At 61.4% G+C, this 19,098-nt stretch carries 18 protein-coding genes; 6 read left to right on the top strand and 12 right to left on the bottom strand.

Annotated elements, in window-relative coordinates; translation table 11 throughout:
• Window positions 1-23: 23 nt before the first annotated feature.
• From QM841_RS36085 to QM841_RS36065, 5 genes are all read right to left on the bottom strand, one after another.
• Window positions 24-164 (bottom strand): hypothetical protein, encoded by a 141-nt coding sequence (locus tag QM841_RS36085; protein ID WP_283335678.1) that lies wholly within the window; start codon window positions 162-164, stop codon window positions 24-26.
• Window positions 165-643: 479 nt separating this feature from the next.
• A complete protein-coding gene (locus QM841_RS36080) occupies window positions 644-1,876 on the bottom strand; it encodes an alpha/beta hydrolase (protein WP_105417747.1) in 1,233 nt (410 codons plus the stop codon).
• A complete protein-coding gene (locus QM841_RS36075; RefSeq protein ID WP_105417745.1) occupies window positions 1,873-2,127 on the bottom strand; it encodes a hypothetical protein in 255 nt (84 codons plus the stop codon). The genes QM841_RS36080 and QM841_RS36075 overlap by 4 nt, the downstream gene beginning before the upstream one ends.
• Window positions 2,124-2,804 (bottom strand): VOC family protein, encoded by a 681-nt coding sequence (locus QM841_RS36070; RefSeq protein ID WP_283335675.1) that lies wholly within the window; start codon window positions 2,802-2,804, stop codon window positions 2,124-2,126. Before QM841_RS36070 ends, QM841_RS36075 begins: the two co-directional genes overlap by 4 nt.
• Before the next feature lie 25 nt (window positions 2,805-2,829).
• On the bottom strand, window positions 2,830-3,582 hold the full coding sequence (locus tag QM841_RS36065) for a maleate cis-trans isomerase family protein (protein ID WP_283335673.1): 753 nt from the start codon (window positions 3,580-3,582) through the stop codon (window positions 2,830-2,832).
• Between the two features lie 190 nt (window positions 3,583-3,772).
• Here QM841_RS36065 and QM841_RS36060 point away from each other — a divergent pair, with 190 nt between their 5' ends.
• Window positions 3,773-5,098 carry an MFS transporter gene (locus QM841_RS36060; RefSeq protein WP_283335671.1) on the top strand — a complete coding sequence of 442 codons (1,326 nt, stop codon included), beginning with the start codon at window positions 3,773-3,775 and terminating at the stop codon, window positions 5,096-5,098.
• Window positions 5,099-5,107: 9 nt separating this feature from the next.
• Window positions 5,108-5,827, top strand: a complete 720-nt coding sequence (locus QM841_RS36055; RefSeq protein ID WP_283335670.1) for a TetR/AcrR family transcriptional regulator — start codon at window positions 5,108-5,110, stop codon at window positions 5,825-5,827.
• 803 nt (window positions 5,828-6,630) lie between these two features.
• On the opposite strand, the gene QM841_RS36050 is transcribed toward QM841_RS36055, so the two are convergent.
• From QM841_RS36050 to QM841_RS36025, 6 genes are all read right to left on the bottom strand, one after another.
• On the bottom strand, window positions 6,631-7,875 hold the full coding sequence (locus QM841_RS36050; protein ID WP_283335669.1) for a flavin-dependent oxidoreductase: 1,245 nt from the start codon (window positions 7,873-7,875) through the stop codon (window positions 6,631-6,633).
• A gap of 29 nt (window positions 7,876-7,904) precedes the next feature.
• The gene (locus tag QM841_RS36045; RefSeq protein WP_283335667.1) at window positions 7,905-9,362 is read right to left on the bottom strand and encodes an aldehyde dehydrogenase; all 1,458 of its coding nucleotides are present in this window, start codon (window positions 9,360-9,362) and stop codon (window positions 7,905-7,907) included.
• Between the two features lie 34 nt (window positions 9,363-9,396).
• Window positions 9,397-10,194, bottom strand: coding sequence for an SDR family NAD(P)-dependent oxidoreductase (locus QM841_RS36040; RefSeq protein WP_283335665.1), 798 nt, complete (start codon window positions 10,192-10,194; stop codon window positions 9,397-9,399).
• Between the two features lie 208 nt (window positions 10,195-10,402).
• Window positions 10,403-11,608 carry an NAD(P)/FAD-dependent oxidoreductase gene (locus QM841_RS36035; protein ID WP_283335663.1) on the bottom strand — a complete coding sequence of 402 codons (1,206 nt, stop codon included), beginning with the start codon at window positions 11,606-11,608 and terminating at the stop codon, window positions 10,403-10,405.
• Window positions 11,598-11,834: a ferredoxin gene (locus QM841_RS36030; protein ID WP_283335662.1), complete on the bottom strand. Its 237-nt coding sequence runs from the start codon at window positions 11,832-11,834 to the stop codon at window positions 11,598-11,600. Before QM841_RS36030 ends, QM841_RS36035 begins: the two co-directional genes overlap by 11 nt.
• Before the next feature lies 1 nt (window position 11,835).
• Window positions 11,836-13,029, bottom strand: coding sequence for a cytochrome P450 (locus QM841_RS36025; protein ID WP_283335661.1), 1,194 nt, complete (start codon window positions 13,027-13,029; stop codon window positions 11,836-11,838).
• Window positions 13,030-13,209: 180 nt separating this feature from the next.
• Here QM841_RS36025 and QM841_RS36020 point away from each other — a divergent pair, with 180 nt between their 5' ends.
• Complete coding sequence (locus QM841_RS36020; RefSeq protein ID WP_105417725.1) at window positions 13,210-13,770, top strand: TetR/AcrR family transcriptional regulator; 561 nt, start codon at window positions 13,210-13,212, stop codon at window positions 13,768-13,770.
• Window positions 13,771-13,854: 84 nt separating this feature from the next.
• Here the strand turns inward: QM841_RS36020 and QM841_RS36015 are convergent, their stop codons facing one another.
• Window positions 13,855-15,513 (bottom strand): (2,3-dihydroxybenzoyl)adenylate synthase, encoded by a 1,659-nt coding sequence (locus tag QM841_RS36015; RefSeq protein WP_283335660.1) that lies wholly within the window; start codon window positions 15,511-15,513, stop codon window positions 13,855-13,857.
• Between the two features lie 243 nt (window positions 15,514-15,756).
• On the opposite strand from QM841_RS36015, the gene QM841_RS36010 reads away from it, so the two are divergent.
• From QM841_RS36010 to QM841_RS36000, 3 genes are all read left to right on the top strand, one after another.
• On the top strand, window positions 15,757-16,224 hold the full coding sequence (locus tag QM841_RS36010) for a MaoC/PaaZ C-terminal domain-containing protein (protein ID WP_105417721.1): 468 nt from the start codon (window positions 15,757-15,759) through the stop codon (window positions 16,222-16,224).
• 223 nt (window positions 16,225-16,447) lie between these two features.
• Window positions 16,448-16,591, top strand: coding sequence for a hypothetical protein (locus QM841_RS36005; protein ID WP_283335659.1), 144 nt, complete (start codon window positions 16,448-16,450; stop codon window positions 16,589-16,591).
• A gap of 398 nt (window positions 16,592-16,989) precedes the next feature.
• On the top strand, window positions 16,990-19,092 hold the full coding sequence (locus QM841_RS36000) for a hydantoinase/oxoprolinase family protein (RefSeq protein ID WP_283335658.1): 2,103 nt from the start codon (window positions 16,990-16,992) through the stop codon (window positions 19,090-19,092).
• Window positions 19,093-19,098: the final 6 nt, after the last annotated feature.

The following is a 19,098-nucleotide window of genomic DNA, read 5'->3' as shown; positions in this document are numbered from 1 at the left end:
CACGCGGTCAGATCACCGCGGCGCTACGGAACGCCCGCCGCCGCGACATCGAGCCCAAGACCGATCGGATCCAGGTAGCCCTGCGAGGTGAGCAGCTGGGCCGGGCGGCGGCGATCACCGCCGCCTACGCGGCCACCACCCACTCCGCCGTGCGATTCTGACAACGCTGAACACCGAGATCAAGTGTGCAGGTCGTTGCACTCTTGGCCGGCACCCGGACGCTGAGACCGTTCTGTCCCAGCTGGGGATGGGACTGCTGCTCGGCGCCAGGGTCCTCGGTGAGTTCGGCGACGACCCTGAACGGTATGCCACCGCGAAGGCCTAAGAACTATGCCGCCACCAGTCCGATCACCCGCGCCTCCGGCAAGAAGAAGGTTGTCGCAGTGCGGTGCGTCCATAATGATCGGCTCGTCGATGCGCTGAACTCGCAGGCGTACTCGGCCCTGCAGGCTTCTCCCGGCGCCCGCGCCTACTACGACAAACTACGCGACCGCGGGCTCGGTCCTGCGGCAGCTCGCCAACCGGCTCGTCGGCATCTTGCACGGATGCCTCAGAACCCGTACCCGCTACGACGAAACGATCGCGTGGTCACATCACGCCGAGAAGACTGCTGCTTGACACTCGCGTTGCTGGGATGTCGTTTTCAGAAGCGCGCGGACACCCACAGTTGTATACGGGCGCCAGCGAGTTCGTTGCCTGTCGGCGAACCTTCGGTGATTGGTCCGCCGAAGTGGGTCCCGTCGATCTGGTCGATCTCGAGGTCGGACGCCCCGAGGAGGCTAGCAAAGTGTGCAATGTCGGCGGGGAAAGATGCTTGGTCGCCACTGAACTCCAGCAGCAGTGTCGGCACTGTCACGCCCGGGGCGCATGCTGCGAAATCGGCGTTGGTAGTTGTGGCGCTCCACGTCGACATCCAAGCCTCCGCGGTTGAGAGTCGTCCGAAACCGACCAGTCCTGAATTCGTGAGATCAGGTCGCCGACCGAACAGGGACCCGTAGGGCCGGCGGTTCGGGTCGAGTGACAGATCGACATTGCGAAGGTCAGCGTCAGTGCGGTGCACCAAGATCAGTCGCGGGGCGAGTGCGGCCCGGCGGTTTCGGGGATTTCCATCTGTTTTGAAGGCCCTGTTGGCTGCCTGCGACTCTTTTATTATCACAGCGGCAGCGGCGTCGATGCGCCGAATTCGTGCAACCTGAGCCTTGCGATAGCGCGCAACGAACTCAGGCGCATAGTCGCTCGAGTTCGGCGCATCACGGAAGCCGTTACGCGGGTCGAAGGGGTCGAGCGCCGGGTCGATCGATCGCGGGTCGGACTCATCGATGACTGAGGGGTCGATCACGCGCTGGAGTAGCTGGCCCTGCCCCGGATGAGGGGCCAAGAACATCACCCCATCGGGCAGCGGCATTTCCGCATCGGCCAGTGGCACAGGCCGTCCCGACGGTGTCGCGGTCAACCGGCTGCTCGGCGCGAGTGCTGCCTGCTGACAGTAGAACGCCGCGAGCGTCGCGCCGCCGGAATGCCCAAGCGACAGAATCGTGTCGAAACCGTGGCGGCGTATGAAGCTCATGCCGGCGGCAAGGTCGAGAATTGCTTGCTCGTGGATCAGGCTCAAGTCGTTATTCGGGGACCGAGAGCCCTGCGTCCATACAGCGTGGCCGGCAGTCAAGAGATATGGGACAAGCGCGTGATGAGTGACGTCCTGACGCGGGTGCATGATGGTCACGACGACTCGGGCACCTTGCGGAACGCGTAAAACTCCCGCAACCGAAGCGCCGTCCGTCGTTGTGAGTTGGTGAACCGTTGTCGTGACGGCCTCGGGGGCGCCGATCGGGTCGACGTATCGTCCCGCCCCGAGGCCCTGGGCAGCCCTGCTCATCGCTCGCCGACGCGCAGCGCGTCCTTGTCCCACTGAACAATACGCCAGCCTGCGAGACCTGCGACGCAGCTGTACCAAACCGCGTGACGTACTCCGGTCGCCCGACGGTCGATCGAGACCGGTACGTCCGATTCGACCACGAAGTAAGGTCCAATTTTGTTGACCTCGACGTTCGGTAAATCGCGGGCGACGCTGGCGATCGCCTCGTTCTCGGGTACATCGAGTATGAACAGTCGCCGACGCCCGTTCATGCGTGCACCGGACCCTTCGGTGACGCCTCGAGCGCAGTGGCCGGTACCTCGGCCTGCTCGCGCTCCCACTCTTCGGCGCGTTGAACAATCAGCTCCGCCTTCCGCACCAAAAGTGCGTCCATCCCTGCACCCGGTTCGTTCGCGATGTCGACGAGTGCGTTGATGGTCAGGTTGGCGTCCAAGTCCTCTTGAGGCGTAACCGGACGCAGCGCGCGGGTGATCTCGACCATGTAACCGTTGGGATCGTGCGTGTAGATCGACTCGATGGTCTCGTGTTGGATCTGCATCTCGACCGGCCACTTGCTGTCGTCTAGGCGGCGGCGATATTCGAGCATGTGCTCCTCGGAATCAACATGGAGCGCAAGGTGGCGCGAACGGACAAACCAATCGGGTGTGTCATCACCGAAACTCGCGTACACGTCACCCTTGGAGCCCTCGGAGAGTGGCTCGAGACCGAAGTAGTAGAAGAACGCCACCCGGTCTCCTCCTCCGATATCGAAGAAGAAGTGAATGAAGTCGGGATGGTCGTCAGAGCCCCAACCAGCTGCGCAAATCGAGTGAACGACGGGAAACCCGAGCGTGTCGCGGTAGAAGTGGACGGTACCGACCGGGTCGAAGGTCGGGAACGCGGCATGGTCGACGCCGCGAACCAGATGCTGATCATCGAGCTGGCTCATGAGAAGTTCCTTTCCGTCGGGGAGTTCAGGGATGGATAGAGGAGTCGGCGTGCAAAAGCGAGCCGGCATCTGGGATATCGATCGGAAGACCCGCGGCGCGCAAAATGCTGTACGCTCCCGCCGTGGCCGCAGAGAGGACGGGCAGTCCCAGCTCATCCTCGGCCGCCTGAACCAACGGGAGCGAAGGCATCTGGACGCAAGCTGAAATAACCAGCGCGTCAACTCCGTCGAGATCGAGAGATCGAGCAGCCTCCATCACGCGGTCACCGGGGATGCAGCCGACCTCGAGATTGTTCTCGACCTCGAGCGCACGCCAGTCGGCGACATCGAAACCCTCCGCCTCGAGGTAGTCGACAACCTTCTCCGCCAGCGGTCGCATGTACGGCGTGACTAGCGCGATGCGACTGGCGCCCAGGGCGCGAAGGCCCTCCACGAGTGCGCCGGCGCTCGAGCGAACTTTGGCCTCGGAGCCACCCGTCGCGAGTTGCTCTGCAACGAGGCTCTCGACCCGCTGATGTTCACCCGGTCCAGCCGCCATGAGAGCGACGAGGCAGGCATAGAGGATCACATCAGGATCGGCGTCTCCGAGCTCCAAGATGCAGCGTTCACGCTGTGCATTCATTGCAGCCAGATGCGCGGGCGACACCGTCGCCAGTCGCATACGACTGGCGTGGAAGGAGAACGTCGCCTCAGCATGCCGTGCCAGCAACGCTGGCATCTCGGTCTCGACAGTGACGTTAGAGCTGGGGACCACTAGTCCCACGCGTACGTGCTTCAAGTGAGGAATCCTTTCGACTCCAGCCACCTTAAACGTATGTGACAATATGTCAACACAAACGTCAATCTTGGTAGTCGTAGCCACTCGGCTTGTGCCTGCATCCCTCACGTCTGTGTCAAAATATGAACGAAACTGTCAATTTTCAGTTACGTTAGTGCCCCAATAGTCACCCGACGCGAAAGAGTTCCGGATGCCCACCTCCACGGAGACCACCATCGATCGTGCACCGCGAATCGTGTTAGTCCTCGCGTTCCTGGTCCTGATGCTCGAGGGTTACGACATCATCATGTACGGCACCGTCGTGCCGTCCTTGCTGACGTATTCGTCATGGTCCCTCACTCCTGAGGACGCCGGTCACATCGGCTCACTGGCAGTGCTGGGCATGCTGTTCGGTGCCCTGGGCGCCGCGGTCCTCAACGACCGCGTCGGACGCCGCCGTGTGCTCATCGGCAGCGTCTTTCTGTTCTCGATCGCAATGCTGGCAGCCGCCGCAGCCGGTTCTCCCGGACAGCTCGGAGCCTTCCGGTTCCTCGTCGGTGTCGGCGCCGGCAGCCTGCTGCCCACCGCTGTCGCCATGGTCATCGAGTACTCGCCTGCTTCACGCCGCGGACTCAACACCGCCATCGTCTTTGCGGGCGTTGGCCTGGGCGGCATACTCGCAAGCCTTCTCGGGACCTGGATCGCCCCGAACTATGGTTTTCGCCTGATGTTCGCCATCGGTGCCCTTCCCGCCCTGATCATCGTGCCGATGCTGTGGCTTCGACTGCCAGAGTCCCTCACCTATCTATCCGTGCGCGGGCGTCACGACGAAGCTCGACGCACCGCAGAGCGTCTTGACATCCCGCTTCCGGTAATCACGCCGCGCACCGCCGCGCGGGGCGCCGGCCTCGAGACCGTCCGCGCCCTAGTGACGTCTCGCCACCTCATTTCGACGCTGTTGTTCAGCGCGGCGGTCTTCTTCTGTCTGTTGGTGCTATTCGGCGCTAACGCATGGCTTCCGTCGCTCATGATCAAAGCTGGTTACGGTGTTTCCTCCTCGCTTGCCTTCCTACTCGTTCTCAATATCGGCGCTACCGCAGGCACTCTGCTTGCCTCCCCAATCGCCGACCGGATCGGATTCAAGCCGGTCATCGTCGCAGCCTTTCTCGGCGCCGCCGGCTCGCTATCACTTCTCGCTGCGAAACCGTCGACTCTGGTCATGGTCGCCCTCGTCGCGATCGCCGGCCTGGGCACAAACGGAACCCAAATCTTGATAAACGCCTACGTGGGCAGCTATTATCCCGCGGATCTGAGGGCCGCCGCACTCGGCATCGTGCTGGGCGTCGGCAGAATCGGCGGCATCCTCGGCCCCACCTATGGCGCCATGGTGATTGCTGACCTGAGCCCGTCGTGGCAGTTCCACGCCTTTGCGATTCCAGCAGCGATCGGAGCCGCCTTCATCATCTGGATACCCCGTCGAGCCGATACCCCGCTACGTTTGCGGCACGCGGCGGTCGACCCGAGCGCGACTCGATAACGTGTGTCCATGAGCGCAACAGAACCTGACTCGACCGCACCGGGCCCTCGCGGGGGCGCCACCGTCCGCCGCAGCCTGGTAGAACAGGAGATCTACAGTCATGCGACCCGACTGTTCGCCGAACGCGGATTTGCCGGCACGAAGTTTCAGGACATCGCCGACGCCGTCGGACTGACCCGACCGGCGCTGTACCACTATGTGAGCAGCAAAGACGATCTTCTTGCCAGGCTGATCGCCGAAATCATCGAGGACTCAGCCGCAACGATCGATGCGATCACCCGCCGCACCGACTTCGACTCCTCCACAAAACTCCGCGAGATCGTAGCGTCACTGGCGCGGCGCCAAGGGGACCACGCAGTTCGCTTCCGCCTTATAATTCGTTCCGAGGCCGATCTTCCCGACCCCGTCGCCGCCGTGTACGCCGAGAGCCGCCGTGCAGTCCTTCGCTCGCTCGCCACCGCGATCGAGCGCGGCGTCGCTGACGGCTCTTTCCGTGCGGTCGACGCCCGTGTCGCCGCACTCGGCATCCTCGGCATGGTCAACTGGGTCTCTTGGTGGTTCAACCCTGACGGTAACGACAGCCTCGATGCCATCTGCACACAGTTCGCCGACACAGCGTTAGCCGGCCTCCTCGACCCCAGTGGAGGACGAGCCATCGAAGGCCCGCACGACGCTATCAAGGCAATTCGCAGCAATCTTGACCGGTTGGAAAAGACGCTCCGGTCTTGAGGTCTCGCAGGGTGCGCATTTCCGGGGGATCGCTCGGTGTCTGAGGCATGCAGACTAGTCCAGGCCGAAACCTGCTGAGCACTACGCCACGTGGTTTGGCAGCACCCCGTGGTCAGTGTCGGAAGATTGAAATAGTGCGCGGGGACCCAACATTTGAACGACAACACTTCGCCGGCGTTCGGAGAGTGCAGTGCGCAGCAGTGGACTGGGCGACCCGCTCACTGAAGGTACTTGCAGCCGGCGAACCTGTCGATCGATGCAGAGTCCTGCATCCGCTGTGGGATGCAGGCCGAGCACCGCATCGTCGTGAACCTACGCCAGAGGAAGAACCGTCAAATCCCACCACCGAGGTCACCACGGCCGACAGAGACGCGGGTACCGCATCCGAATGACTCGTCTCGGAGTCGGTGCGTGTGCCCCAATGCAGTCCGGAGAGTTCTGACCTTCCCCTTGCGGCCCCGCGTCGACCAAGCACGCCGGTGATGCCTGTGACCAAGCGGCAATCTTGTGACGGCGATTCGGCGGTGGCTCCCGGGGTTTGGGCCGGTTGGTGATTGCGCGCGATGATTCAACCCAACTCGAGTGCCATGAGCACTGGACGACCGCAGTCAGACATGCTCAACACGTAACGAAGTCGATCGTCACCGGCACATCTCGCCGATGGTAGAAGTGCCCTACGTGTGGTCCGACCAGTTCGATATGAAGATTCAATCCGTCGGCCGGATTGGCACAGAGGAAACTACATTATTCACACCGTCAGCTGACCGAACCGCACCCCCCGGTTGGAACCGGGCGGGTGCAAGCTATTTGCTGGCCACGGTCGCAGTGTCGTACCCGGCCACCTTTTGGTAGCCCATGCTGATTGCTGTGATTTCCTCAATCGAGATGACGTCCTCGATACGTTCGAAGATGGCGCCGCCGGTCCGTTCTTCTACGGTCTCGATGAGAACGTCAGGCGGGCTGGCCCGGTTTGTGAGCACAATATTGTTGACGATAGGCAGGCGCTCTTTCTCGTAGTCTGCGAGAGCTGCTTTCGGGTCGCGTTGTTGAGATAGATGACCGGCGAGAGCCTCCGCATCAAGGATGGCTTGAGCGGCGCCGTTTCCGCCACGTGGGTACATTGGGTGGGCGGCGTCTCCAAGCAGGGTTACCCGACCGAAAGTCCACCGTTCCAGGGGGTCTCGGTCGACCATCGGATAAGACAGGATGCTCTCGGCGTTGCGGAGCAGCGCGTCGCAATCGAGCCAGTCGAACTTCCAGTCCTCGAAAAATTGGATGAAGTCGTCGACTCTTCCCGGGGCGCTCCAATCCGTCGGGGAAGCTTTGTCCGTGACGATCTCAGCGACCCAGTTGATAAGCTGCGTACCCTCGCCGTCGATGTCGTCGCGCATCGGGTAGACCGTGAGCTTGCCGGTCCTACGAAGCGCACCGATCCGGGTGGCGCTGGCCCCGGTGAGAAACGGCTTCGCCAGCGTGACACCGCGCCACATGTTGATGCCGTGAAAGACCGGGGCGTCCTCATATGGATAGAACTTCTTACGCGCTGCGGAGTGTAGGCCGTCTGCGCCGATGAGTACATCGCCAGTCGCGGTATCTATCGGTTTACCGGTGTGATCGGCGAATTCGGCTGTGACAGAGTTGTCGTCCTGTGCGAGATCCACGAGCCTGCGATCGGTGTGAATTCGGTCCGCGCCGATACGGTCGACGACCGTGTGGTACAGAACGTGATGCAGGTCGACCCGATGGATGGAGAGATGCGGGTACGCGTGGCCGGCGCGCAACCCGGTGGGTTCGCTGTAGATGTGCTGGCCTTGCGAGGTGTAGAAGGCAAACTCCTGCGCTTCGACTGCTAGCTCGGTCAGCTGCTCGCCCAGGCCTAGCTGCGATAGCACTCGGGTGGCATGCGGCATCAAATTTATCCCTAGCCCCAGAGGCTTGAACGTAGACGCTGCTTCGTATACGTGGACCTCGACGTCGTCGAGGCGCTGGTGCAGCGACAAGGCAAGTGCAAGACCCCCAATGCCACCACCGCTGATCAGTACCTTCATCCTCATTCTCTCCTGTCCGGTGTGCTTCTTCAGACGGTGCTGGTGCTAGGTCGGATGACAATGCTCTTCGTTTCGAGGTAATCCTCGACCGCTGCTCGCCCGTTCTCGCGACCAATGCCCGAGTCTTTGAAGCCGCCGAACGGGGCCATCACGCTTACGGTGCGGTATGTGTTGACCCATACCGTGCCAGCTTGCAACTGTCGGGGGATCTCTAGCGCGCGTTCTAAACTGGACGTCCATAGGCCGGCAGCGAGTCCGAAGCTGGTGTCGTTCGCGATCTGCACGGCCTCCTCATCCGTGTCGAACGGGATGACGACGAGTACTGGACCGAAGACCTCTTCGCGCGCGATGCGCATGTCGCTTGTGACATTGGTGAAAATGGTCGGCTCGACAAACAACCCGTCTTCTCCGCCGGTCAGCCTGTCCCGGTCGCCACCCAAGACAGCTGTGGCGCCCTCTTTCTTCGCGATGCGCAAATGGTTGAGCACGCTGTCGAACTGTGGTCTCGTGGCGATTGGGCCGATGTCGGTGTCGAGATCTGTGGGGTCCCCGAGTTTGGCCTTACGCATGTGGTCGGCCAGCTTCTCTACGAAGGAGTCCGCGATTGATCGCTGTACCAGCAGTCGTGAACCCGCAAGGCAAGCCTGCCCGGAGGTGTTGAAGATGGCCATGCTGACGCCAGCGAGAGCCTCGTCCTGGTCCGCGTCTTCGAAGACGATGTTCGGCGACTTCCCCCCAAGTTCCAACGTGATGTGCTTGAACCCTTGGGCAGCGGACTGTGCCACTGCACGCCCGCCAACGTGTCCGCCAGTGAAAGCGACCTTGCGGACCAACGGATGCGAGGTCAAGGTGTCGCCGATCTCTTTTCCGTACCCCGTCACCACGTTGAAGACGCCTGGCGGGAAGCCGGCCTCTTCGGCCAGCTCAGCGAGGTGAATGATCGAGGCTGAGGCGAATTCGGACGGCTTCACGACGACGGTGCACCCGGCAGCGAGAGCGGGCGCGATCTTCATGCTCGCGAGCAACAGCGGCCCGTTCCACGGAACGATGCAAACCACAACGCCCATAGGCTCGTGAACGGTGTAGTGCAGGAATCCTGGTTTGTCGAACGGAGTGACGGAGCCCTCAATCTTGTCGGCCAGGCCTGCGTAGTACTCGTAATAACTGGCGAGGTGATCGACCACCCCCAGGGCTTCTTTCCGGCGTCTGCCGATGTCGGTGACCTCGAGGTCGGCCAATCGCTGCCCCTTCTCGCGGATGAGTCGGGCAAACTGGTATAGCAACCGACCGCGCTGAGTTGCGGTCAGCGTTTTCCATTCGCCCTGTCCCGCTTGATGGGCGGCTTCAACGGCCGCATCCGCGTCCGCTTCACCACCACGCGGGATGCGTGCCCACTCCTCACCCGTGTAGGGGTTCTCGGTGCTGATCCATTCTCCGGAAGCGGCCTCGCACCAATCGGCGCCGATCCGCATTTTGAACGTCTCCATTGCTCTCCCTCGGTGATTCGATTGTGAAGCGGGTTCAGGGCAGGTAAAGTCCGCCGTTTACATGAATGGTCTGACCAGTTATGTAGCGGGCGCCGGCGCCCATCAGGAACAGGGTGGGCGCAACTATGTCGTCGGGATTGGCCAGGCGGCCCTGCAAGATCATCGCGAGACGCTTCTGATAGGCCTCGTCCCCGAACCAGCTCTCGCCCGAGATGGGCTGGCCTCCCAAGCCCTGCCCGGACCCGCCCGCAAGGAATGCGGTTTCGGTGATGCCCGGGGAGACGACGTTCACACGGATGTCCGGTGCGAGTTCTTTGGCGACCGACTTGGCGAAGGCGACGACGCCGGCCTTAGAGGCACTGTAGGCGCCCAGCCCCGGCGGCGGCTGGATAGCGACCGTCGAGCCGATGAAGGTCAGCGTTCCAGTACCCCGATTGAGCAGTGGCGCAAATGACTGAGTTGCCAAGAATGCGCCGCGCAGATTGACAGCCTGCACTTTGTCCCACCGCTCAACCGAGTAATCGAGCGTTGGTGTGTCCGCGTCACCGATGCCGCTGACGTAGACGACGGCGTCGACTTCTCCCCACTGCTTCTGAACCGCTTTGGCGGCGTCTGAGACAGAGGTCTCGTAGAGCACGTCGATCTCCAGGTTGAGCACACCGGGGATCTCGCCGCGTTCCGAGATAGCCGACGGGGTGTCGAATGCGATGACGTCTGCACCAGCCTCGCGGGCCCGCGAGGTCATCGCTGCGCCGATGCCGCCGTGTCCGCCGATGATTGCTATCTTTGTGCCCTGCGGCAGGCCCAAGTTCGTGAAGTCGATCTCTTGCATCGTCGCCCTGTCCCTCTCGATTTGCTACTGGGTAAACCACGGCGGCCCATGCACCGCACGGGAACGCCTTGGAGGAGAACGTCTTCGACGAACGCCTGGAATCAGATTCGGCTGCTCGCGAAGGTGAACTATGTTGATGTGGTCGTGGGTTGCCTCATTCGTGTCCCTCCACTACCCGGACGTGTCGGGGAGGTGGGGTGCGGTTCGGTCAGCTGACGTGTGTGAAGTCTGCCAGTCCGAGGGTGTCGATCACTCGGTGGACAGCAGGATCATCGGTTTTCAAGAGCTGCCTTGATTTGAGGCACAGCGCTTGGGCGTTGATGGTGGTCACGCCGCTCACCCTGTCGTCCGTTGCAGAAACTACGACGTGCCCGCCGGATTCGGAGACAAAATGGAGTTCCTCTGTGCCAATCCGGCCGACGGATTGAATCTTCAGATCGAACTGGTCGGACCACACGTAGGGCACTTCTACCATCGGCGCGGATGTGCCAGTGACGATCGACTTCGCCACGTGTTGAGCATGTCTGACTGCGGTCGTCCAGTGCTCATGACGCTCGAGTCGGTCGTAGCGGGGGTTGACCCATCGTGCGCAATCACCAACGGCCCAAACCCCGGGAGCCACCGCCAAACCGTCGCCGCAGACCACCCCGTCATCGATCGTGAGCCTAGAGCCAGCCAACCATTCCACGTTGGGCACAGCACCGATCGATGCGAGCGCGTAGTGCCCCTGTGTGCCATCGATCCAAACCAGGTGGTCATCTCCATCCAGCATCGGATTCTGCTCACTCAGGCGAAAATCTACCCCTTCCGCGGCATGCCTACTAGCGATCACCGCTGCCGCCGCCTCCGGAATGCCTCGGGTCAGAATTCGGGGCGCCACGTCCACGACCGTGACCTTCATTCCGAGACAGGTGGCAGCAGCCGCGGCCTCCAGTCCCAGAAAGCCCCCGCCCACGACAAGTAGGTGGCCACCACGTTGCACTGCATCCTTCAGTCGCTCCCAATCCTGCCGGGTGCGTACGTAACCCGCCCGTGCGGGAAGTGGGTGCGGGAGTGGCTTTGGCCTGCAACCAGTGGCAATGATCAACTCATCGAATGTGACCGAACCTTGCGAGGTCTCCAGGACCCGGGCATCCACGTCCAGTCCCGTAGCAGTAACACCGGGGCAGAATGTGATTCCCCGCTCGACCAGGACGGATTTCTCAACGATCAAATTCAGTTCATCGCCAGTATGGATGCGCTTGGAGAGCTGGGGCTTGTCGTAGGGCGACCCTTCCTCCGAATCAAGCAAGACCAACTCGCCCTGAAAGCCCTGGTCTCGAAGCGCGGTGGCGCAACGCACGCCGGCCACCGAGGCGCCAGCAATAGCGATTACGCGGTTGGATGTCGAGGTAGGGCTCACGTCAGCCTTCACGCTTACGTAGCCGGAGTGCGGCAGCCGGACAGTCAGCAACGGCCGCGGTTAATGTTGCTCGCTCATCATCTGCCCATTCGTCTTTGAGGAGAATGGGCAGATTGGAAGTCAAGTCGAGCTCGAACATCTCGGGCGCAGCGAGCACGCAGTTGCCGTACCCGTTGCACTTGTCGAGATCGAGCTCGAGCACCTCGGTGGGCGAAGAAACGGTGATCTGATCTGCCATGTCAGGCAACTCCTCTTTCGTTCGGGGACAGGTTCGCAGCGAAGCGCAGTGGGAGGGACACGGGACCGTTCATCGTGCCACCGCCCAGGGCTCCGAAGTCGGGATCGCCGGCGTACTCGACCTCCGGCAGAGTGATGAGCTTTTCGAGTATCAAACGCAGTTCGGTACGTGCCAGCAAAGCTCCTGGGCACTGGTGGCGACCGAATCCAAACGCGAGATGGCCTGCAGCGCTTCGGTCGACGTCGAACTCGTCGGCGCGATCGAACCTCTCCAGATCGCGATTGGCTCCCGCATAGACAAGAAGGACGCGGGAGCCGGCAGGAATGTTAATCCCACCCACTTCGACGTCACGGGTTACGAAGCGACCAATGCACTGCACGGGGGAGCTGTAGCGGAGAACCTCTTCGACGAACGCAGGGATCAGTTCCGGCTGCTCGCGCAGACGAGTCTGTCGAGCCGGGTCGTCGGCCAAGTAGCGGAGCATCGAACCCGAGGCGTTCATCGTGGTCTCATGACCGGCAACCGCGAAGGCGAGAAGGATCCTTTCCAGCTCATCGTCGGCGATCGGTCGACCGTCGACCTCCTTGTCGAGCAACCACGTGATGTAGTCGTCGGGCCGGGTTTCTCTGTGCCTCTGAACTTCTCCGCGAACGAGGTCTTGAAGACCGGCGCGGGCTTCCAGCAGATCCGTTTCGGAAATGACTTTCCATGACTCCTCGGTCAGATCGCGGAAGTGAGTGACCGTCTCCGGAGTGAACCCGACGACATGTACCAAGACATTGAGTGGAAGTGGAAGGCCCACTTCAGTGACCCAGTCACCACCGCCCTTGGCATAGAAATCGTCTACGAGCCCTTCGATCAGTCCCCGCAGCGCACCAACCATGCCGCGCACCGAGTCAGGTGTGATTCGTTCGCTGATCAGTGCGCGGTATTCGGTATGGCGGGGCGGGTCGGTGTCGAGTGGGATGATCAGCCCATCACCGATGGCAGGGATTCGGGTGCCCTGGCCAGAGGCGAAGGTGTCGGGGTCGCGGAGCGCCGAAAGAACGTGCTCATGCTTCGACAGCACATAGAAGCCACCGTGCTCCGGCGAGAACACCACGCCCTGTTCGCGCAGGCCTTCGTACGTTCCCCACACCGTCTCGACGTCGTTGATCGCGTGATGATCGAACGGGCACTTCGTCGCTGCCTGCATTTGAAAGTCCTTTCGAGCGCTTGGTGCGTGACACGCATCACGATACAACAGAACGATACGGATCGTCTAGTTTTTGGGCCGTAGTCTGTCTCTGTGAATATTCCGAATGTTGCTTCGAGTGCCGACGCCAACACCGCAATCGGACGTCGTGGTCCGAGAGAACGAGTGCGCCAGTCCGTCATGGAAGCGACCAAGGCGCTGTTGCAGGAGGTGGGGTTTGCCCGGCTCACCGTCGACTCGATCGCAGAACGAAGCGGCGTGGGCAAGGGCACTATCTACCGCTGGTGGAACAATCGCGCCGACGTCGCCATGGACGCACTCCTCGAAGAGCGGGACCCGGTCGGCTGGTTCGTCGATGATGGCCCTGCGATCGAAAGCCTGCGCCGACAGCTGCGAATTGCCACCGAATTCCTAGGGGGACCCAACGGTGCGGTCGTCGCTGGCCTGCTCGGAGACGCCCAGCACGACCCCCAGATGGCCCACGCGTTTCGGCAGCGATTCCTGCGGCCACTTTTCGAACTGACGCGTCGCCTACTCGCTGAGGCCACCGAAGAAGGAGATATTCGAGCCGACGTAGACCACGACCTGCTGATTGACATGCTGACCGGACCGCTCTACTTCCGCCTGCTGGTCACGGGCGAGCCGTTGTCGGCAGCCGCGACCCAACAGTTGGTCGATACAGCGCTGCGGGGTGCAAGGCCAGAGCCGCGAAATCTGGGCCCGCGAACTCCGACCCAGTGAAGTGCGATGTTCCGTGGCATAGATTGCAGGGGAGCGTTACCCGCAGCGGCGAACTCCGGACCACTCCAGCTCGCAACCCTCGTCTTAGTTGGGAGGGCCCTGCAGTTTGACGAGAATGTCCTGGCGCAGCCGATTTTTGTCCAATTTTCCTACGGGTGTCCTTGGCATTTCACCGATCCACTCCAGACGCTCGGGCCACTTGAACTTCGCGACACCAAGATTCTGTAAGTGTTCTTGCACCTCTGCGACGCTCAAGGGCTGACCCTGCGCGATCAAATAGGCGCATGCTCTCTCTCCCAGCCGATCGTCTGGCATCGCGACCACCGCGGCCGATGAGATCCGCGGGTGCTTCACCAAAAGCCCCTCTATTTCTTCGGCACTGATCTTCTCGCCGCCCCGATTGACCAAATCCTTGATGCGTCCCTCCATCGCGATGGTGCGACGGCCGCCGATGACGACGACTTTCACGAGATCGCCGGTCCGGTAAAAGCCATCGCTGGTGAAACTCGTCTGGTTGATCTCTGGCGCGTCGAAGTAGCCCCGAATTGTGTACGGACCGCGGCATATAAGTTCGCCCGCCTCTCCGTCGGGGAGTTCGACCAACGTGCCTGGGTCGATGACCCTGAACTCGTCTTCGTCGGAGATCGGTAGGCCGACTGATGTCAATCGCAGTTCGCGTGGCAAGCCGAAGTCCGTCGTGGTGAACAGCCCTTCACCCATCCCGAACTTTTGACCGACCTGCACGCCCCGACTCTCGAAAGCGTCAAAGACCTTTTCTGGAACTTTGGCTCCGGAGAGGAGTACCTGCTCGAGTGTCCCCGCGGTCTCGTCGAACAACGGGTGCGCGACCATTCCGAAGTGAGCGTGGCCGATCAGGATCGCCGTGGCTCTTTCGCGGATCATGACGGGTAGCGCTTGATCGAGGCTCGCCGTGGCCAGCACGAGCGTTCCGCCAACGGAGTGCGCCGCGTGGACACCGCAGGTGATGCCTGCATTATGGATGATCGGTATCAGGTGGGCGACGCGTGAGTTCTCGTCCCAGTGGCGGACGGCGGCATATGCCTTCGCGTTGTACCAGTACTCCGCGTGAAGTCGCGGAATTATTTTTGGCACGCCCGTTGTGCCCCCTGACAGTTGGAAGGTCACTATTTCATCAGGATCGATGTGCTGCTGCAGGGATTCCACGACGCGGCGCGACTGTGCCGGATCTGACTGCTCGATGAGATCCTCGAGGCGAGTACCCGCGGCGCCCGCGTCGGCGTCAAGCGTCAGTACGTGGCGCATAGTGGGGTGCCCCTGGGTCTGCTCGACAGCGAAGGCAACCATGTCGAAGCCGGACGCACTGTGCTCGACCAAATGGGCGACGGCCTCGATTTTGCGGCTGATCGAGCCGATCTCGTGTGCACGGTGAGCGGCAAGCGTGCACACTGGGATGAGTCCGGCTTTGAGCATGCCGTACCACGCGACCACTGTCTTGATCCGGTTCGTGAGCTGCACGATGACCCGTCCACCGGACTCCAGGCCGTGATCGCGCAGGCCCATCGCCAGGCGGTCTGTGAGCTCGTCGAGTTCTGCATATGTCAACGAACTTTCCTCGGTGACGACGGCGATGCGAGCCGGGTGTCGTCGAGCCACCTCGTGGAATTCACGCGCCAGTGGGAAGTCGCCCCACAGGCCGAGCGCTCGATATCGGTCAACCATGTCCGGTGGATACGGCGAGAGCCGGTTTGCCCAGTCGATCACTGCACTCCTATTTTGCGCTTCGCTTGAGATGAATGCGGGAGACGAGCCTAAAACAGGGAAACACTTGAGTCAAAGGTTCGACACTAAAGTCGGGTACACTTCAACTGCTCGCACGGAAGCTGTGCGATGCCGTCGACAGATCTCGTGCTCGCTCGGGGCGTACTCAACAAGGCGAGCGGTTCGGTATGGAAGCACCCATGCGACCAAAACCGTTGAGTGACACGCACGAAAGGGTGGCCACTGGTGGACAAAGTTGTTTACGCCGAGGACGTAGTAGCGGGTACCGCCTATGACCTGGGAAGCTACGCCGTCACGATGGATGAAGTCCTCGAATTCTCGCGGCAATGGGATCCGCACGACATTCACGATGAACAGGCCGGGGTCGGGCACTTTGGAGGGACGATCGCCAGCGGTCTGTATTCCATGGCCATCCTGCAACGGCTCGCGATACTGAACGTATACCGACATTGGGCGATTCTGGCTGGCCGCCGGATCTCCGACGTCAGCTTCCGTGCCCCGGCCCGGCCCGGCATGACACTGCACGGTTCGCTGGTCATCGACAGCATCGACATGCGCGACGACACGAGGGCACTGATCACGGTGAGCAAGACGCTCGCCAACGAAGGCGCAGTCATCCTTACGTCGACTCATGAATTTTACATGTTCCGCCGACCTCGGAGCCTTGCGGTCGAATCCCCGGGCGGCGAGTAGTCATACAACCGCCGGCCGCTGAAGAGTGGACCCCGTTTGGTTTGGCCCACTCAGCCAAGGAGAAAGGACCAGACCGCGCACCACTTGGATCTGTGCACGAATCATCTGCACATCGGAGGCACTCCACAAGCACCGAGGGGAAGGCCGTCGCCTCGTCCTGTAGTTCTCCGCGGCCCATTACGGATTCTCCGAACTGCGGATTCCACTTCTGTCTTAGGAAGCAATGACAACACTTTTCAGGATTTTCGCCGGTCCGTTCCTCGCCTTCGTGGACTACTTTCTCGCCCCGAGAGCGACCTATGTGCTGTTCGATATGTCGGAGGACGTGGACGACGACGGTGCCCATGATGGGTGCCTCGACCGGTGACAAGCTGTAAGTTTGGTCCCTCGACCGGACAGCTTTCGTTCGTCGACTGATCGGCAGGCACCGGTGCCGCCCCTAATGGATGGCCCGGCGCCGGTGCCTGTTGGTCAGGGACGTCCTACCTCCACCCGTCTCATCGCCGGGACACAGATAAAAGCGGCGGGACTACTTCCGAGTCGCCGAGACCGACCAACCTCGTTTGCGTAGGGCATGTACTCCAGATCGTTCTCCTACGTCAGCATGACCCGCCCTCGTTGGCGGAGCCGTGCCGCGGTGCCGAGTCCGCGAGCCCATCTCCAAGTTTGACGTTTGTGTTTACACATTGACAAGTGCGTAAGTTCTTACTATGTTGTGGATCACATCGATAGCAAACTTCGAGCTTGTACAGACAGGGAGTATCAATGGCCTACGTCATTGGAGTAGACGTTGGTGGCACTTTTACCGATGCGGTCCTCGATGACGGCAACGGATCGATTGTTGCTGCTAAAACCCCTTCCACCCCGCCGGACTACTCGCAGGGCGTCATGGATGTCATCGTTCAGCTGGCCGAGAACCTTGGCGAACCAGTCGAGGTCATGCTCGGCAAGACCCACCACATCGCGCATGGAACGACTTCTTCGCTCAATGCTTTGGTCATGGGCAATGTCCCCGACGTCGGCTTCCTGACAACCGTGGGGCACCGCGACTCGATCTACATCATGAACGTCGAGGGTCGCTATCTCGGCTCAGCTCCGCACGAGCTGCAAAACGTCATGGGCCAAACCAAGACCCATCTCATTCCCAAGAGTCAAGCCTTCGAGATTACCGAGCGGGTTGATCACGCAGGAAACGTGGTCATCGAGCTCGATGAGCAGTCCGTGCGGAACTCAGTGGAAGACGTTCTCGGTCAGGATATTCGTTCTATCGCAGTCTCTTTGCTGTGGTCGTTCCGTAATCCGGTGCACGAGCTTCGGGTTCGCGACATCATTCACGAGATCGACCCGGATGTCTTCGTGGCTCTCTCCCATGAGGTGAGCCCTCGCATCCGGGAATTTTCTCGCTCTTCGACCACGATTATGAGCGCCCAGATCGGTCCTGGACTGCGTGACTACCTCGGCGAGCTGGAATCCCGCCTTGCAGATGCCGGCTTGCGGGGCCCCCTGCTGGTCATGCAGAGCAACGGTGGCGCCATCGCCGCCGCGGAGGCTCCCGCGACAGCCATCAGCACCATTGGCTCGGTGCTCACTGGCGGTGTCGTTGGTGCTGTGAACCTGGGCCAACAGCTCGGCCACAAGAACATAATTTCGACTGACGTGGGTGGAACCACGTTCCTCGTTGGGCTTGTGGTCGACGGTGAGCCCGTCCGGACCAGCCAGACCATCATCAATCACCACCCGATCAACGTGCCTACCCTCGAGGTTCACGCCATCGGATCCGGTGGCGGCGCCATCGCCTGGATCGATCGAGGCGGGAACCTGCAAGTTGGCCCACGTTCGGCGCAGTCTGTTCCCGGCCCCGCCTGCTACGGGGCCGGCGGCGTGGAGCCGACCAATACCGACGCCAATCTCGTACTAGGCATTCTTCCGGAGACAGGCCTTGTCGGCGGACGCAAGAAGCTCGACGTCGAGGCCTCGCGCGAAGCGATTCGGTCCCACATTGCCGAGCCACTCGGACTCTCAGTCGAAGATGCAGCAGCGGCAATTTACGCGATCCAGAACGCTCAGACCGGCGACCTGCTACGCAAGACCGTGGTCGAAGCTGGGCACGATCCTCGCGACTTCGTGCTGTATGCCTTCGGCGGCGCCGGCCCTGCCTATTGTGCGGGCTACGCGGCTGAGGTCGACATCCGGGAGGTAGTCGTGCCGCTCGGTCCGGTCGCCTCCGGATTCTCCGCTTTCGGCCTCGCGGCGTCGGACGTGGTACTGGCACAGGAGCTTTCCGATCCAGGACAGATGCCCGTCTCCCCATCCGCAACCCAGAAGCACTTCGAAGACCTCGAGAAGCGACTCAGCGAAGCACTCGACCGTCAGGGGCTCTCTTTCAAGGAGATCCTGTATTTCCGTGAGATGGACTTGCGATATACCGCTCAGCTCGCGGAGGTCAGTGTCACAGTCCCCTCGGGTGGGCTGACGGAGGCTGACATGGTGGATGCGATGAACGAGTTCGAGCGTAAGTACGCGAGCTTGTACGGGGAAGGGACTGGCTTCTCGGCAGCAGGCATCCAGTCGATCACCCTTCGTGTACAGGCTACGGGCGTGCTTCCGTTCGATCCTCATATGCCTGAACTTGAGAAGGCTTCGGACAGCGACCCCAGAGACGCGCAGGTCGCTACACGTCGGGTATGTCTCGACGCTCAGATCGGCTTCGTGGAGACCCCGATTTACGACTACCGCAAGCTGCGGGCGGACCATGTGGTCGCTGGCCCTGCGGTTATCGAGGTGCAGACCACGACTGTGGTTGTTCCGCCAAAGATGAGCGGCACCGTCGACCGCCTCGGCAACCTTCACATCATCACTCGCGACTGAATCCAG

The organism is Rhodococcus sp. IEGM 1307 (genome assembly GCF_030056915.1).
GTDB classification, from domain to species: Bacteria; Actinomycetota; Actinomycetes; order Mycobacteriales; family Mycobacteriaceae; genus Rhodococcus_F; species Rhodococcus_F opacus_D.
The sequence above is the reverse complement of the archived record's forward strand: the minus strand, read 5'-3'. Positions and strand labels throughout refer to the sequence as shown.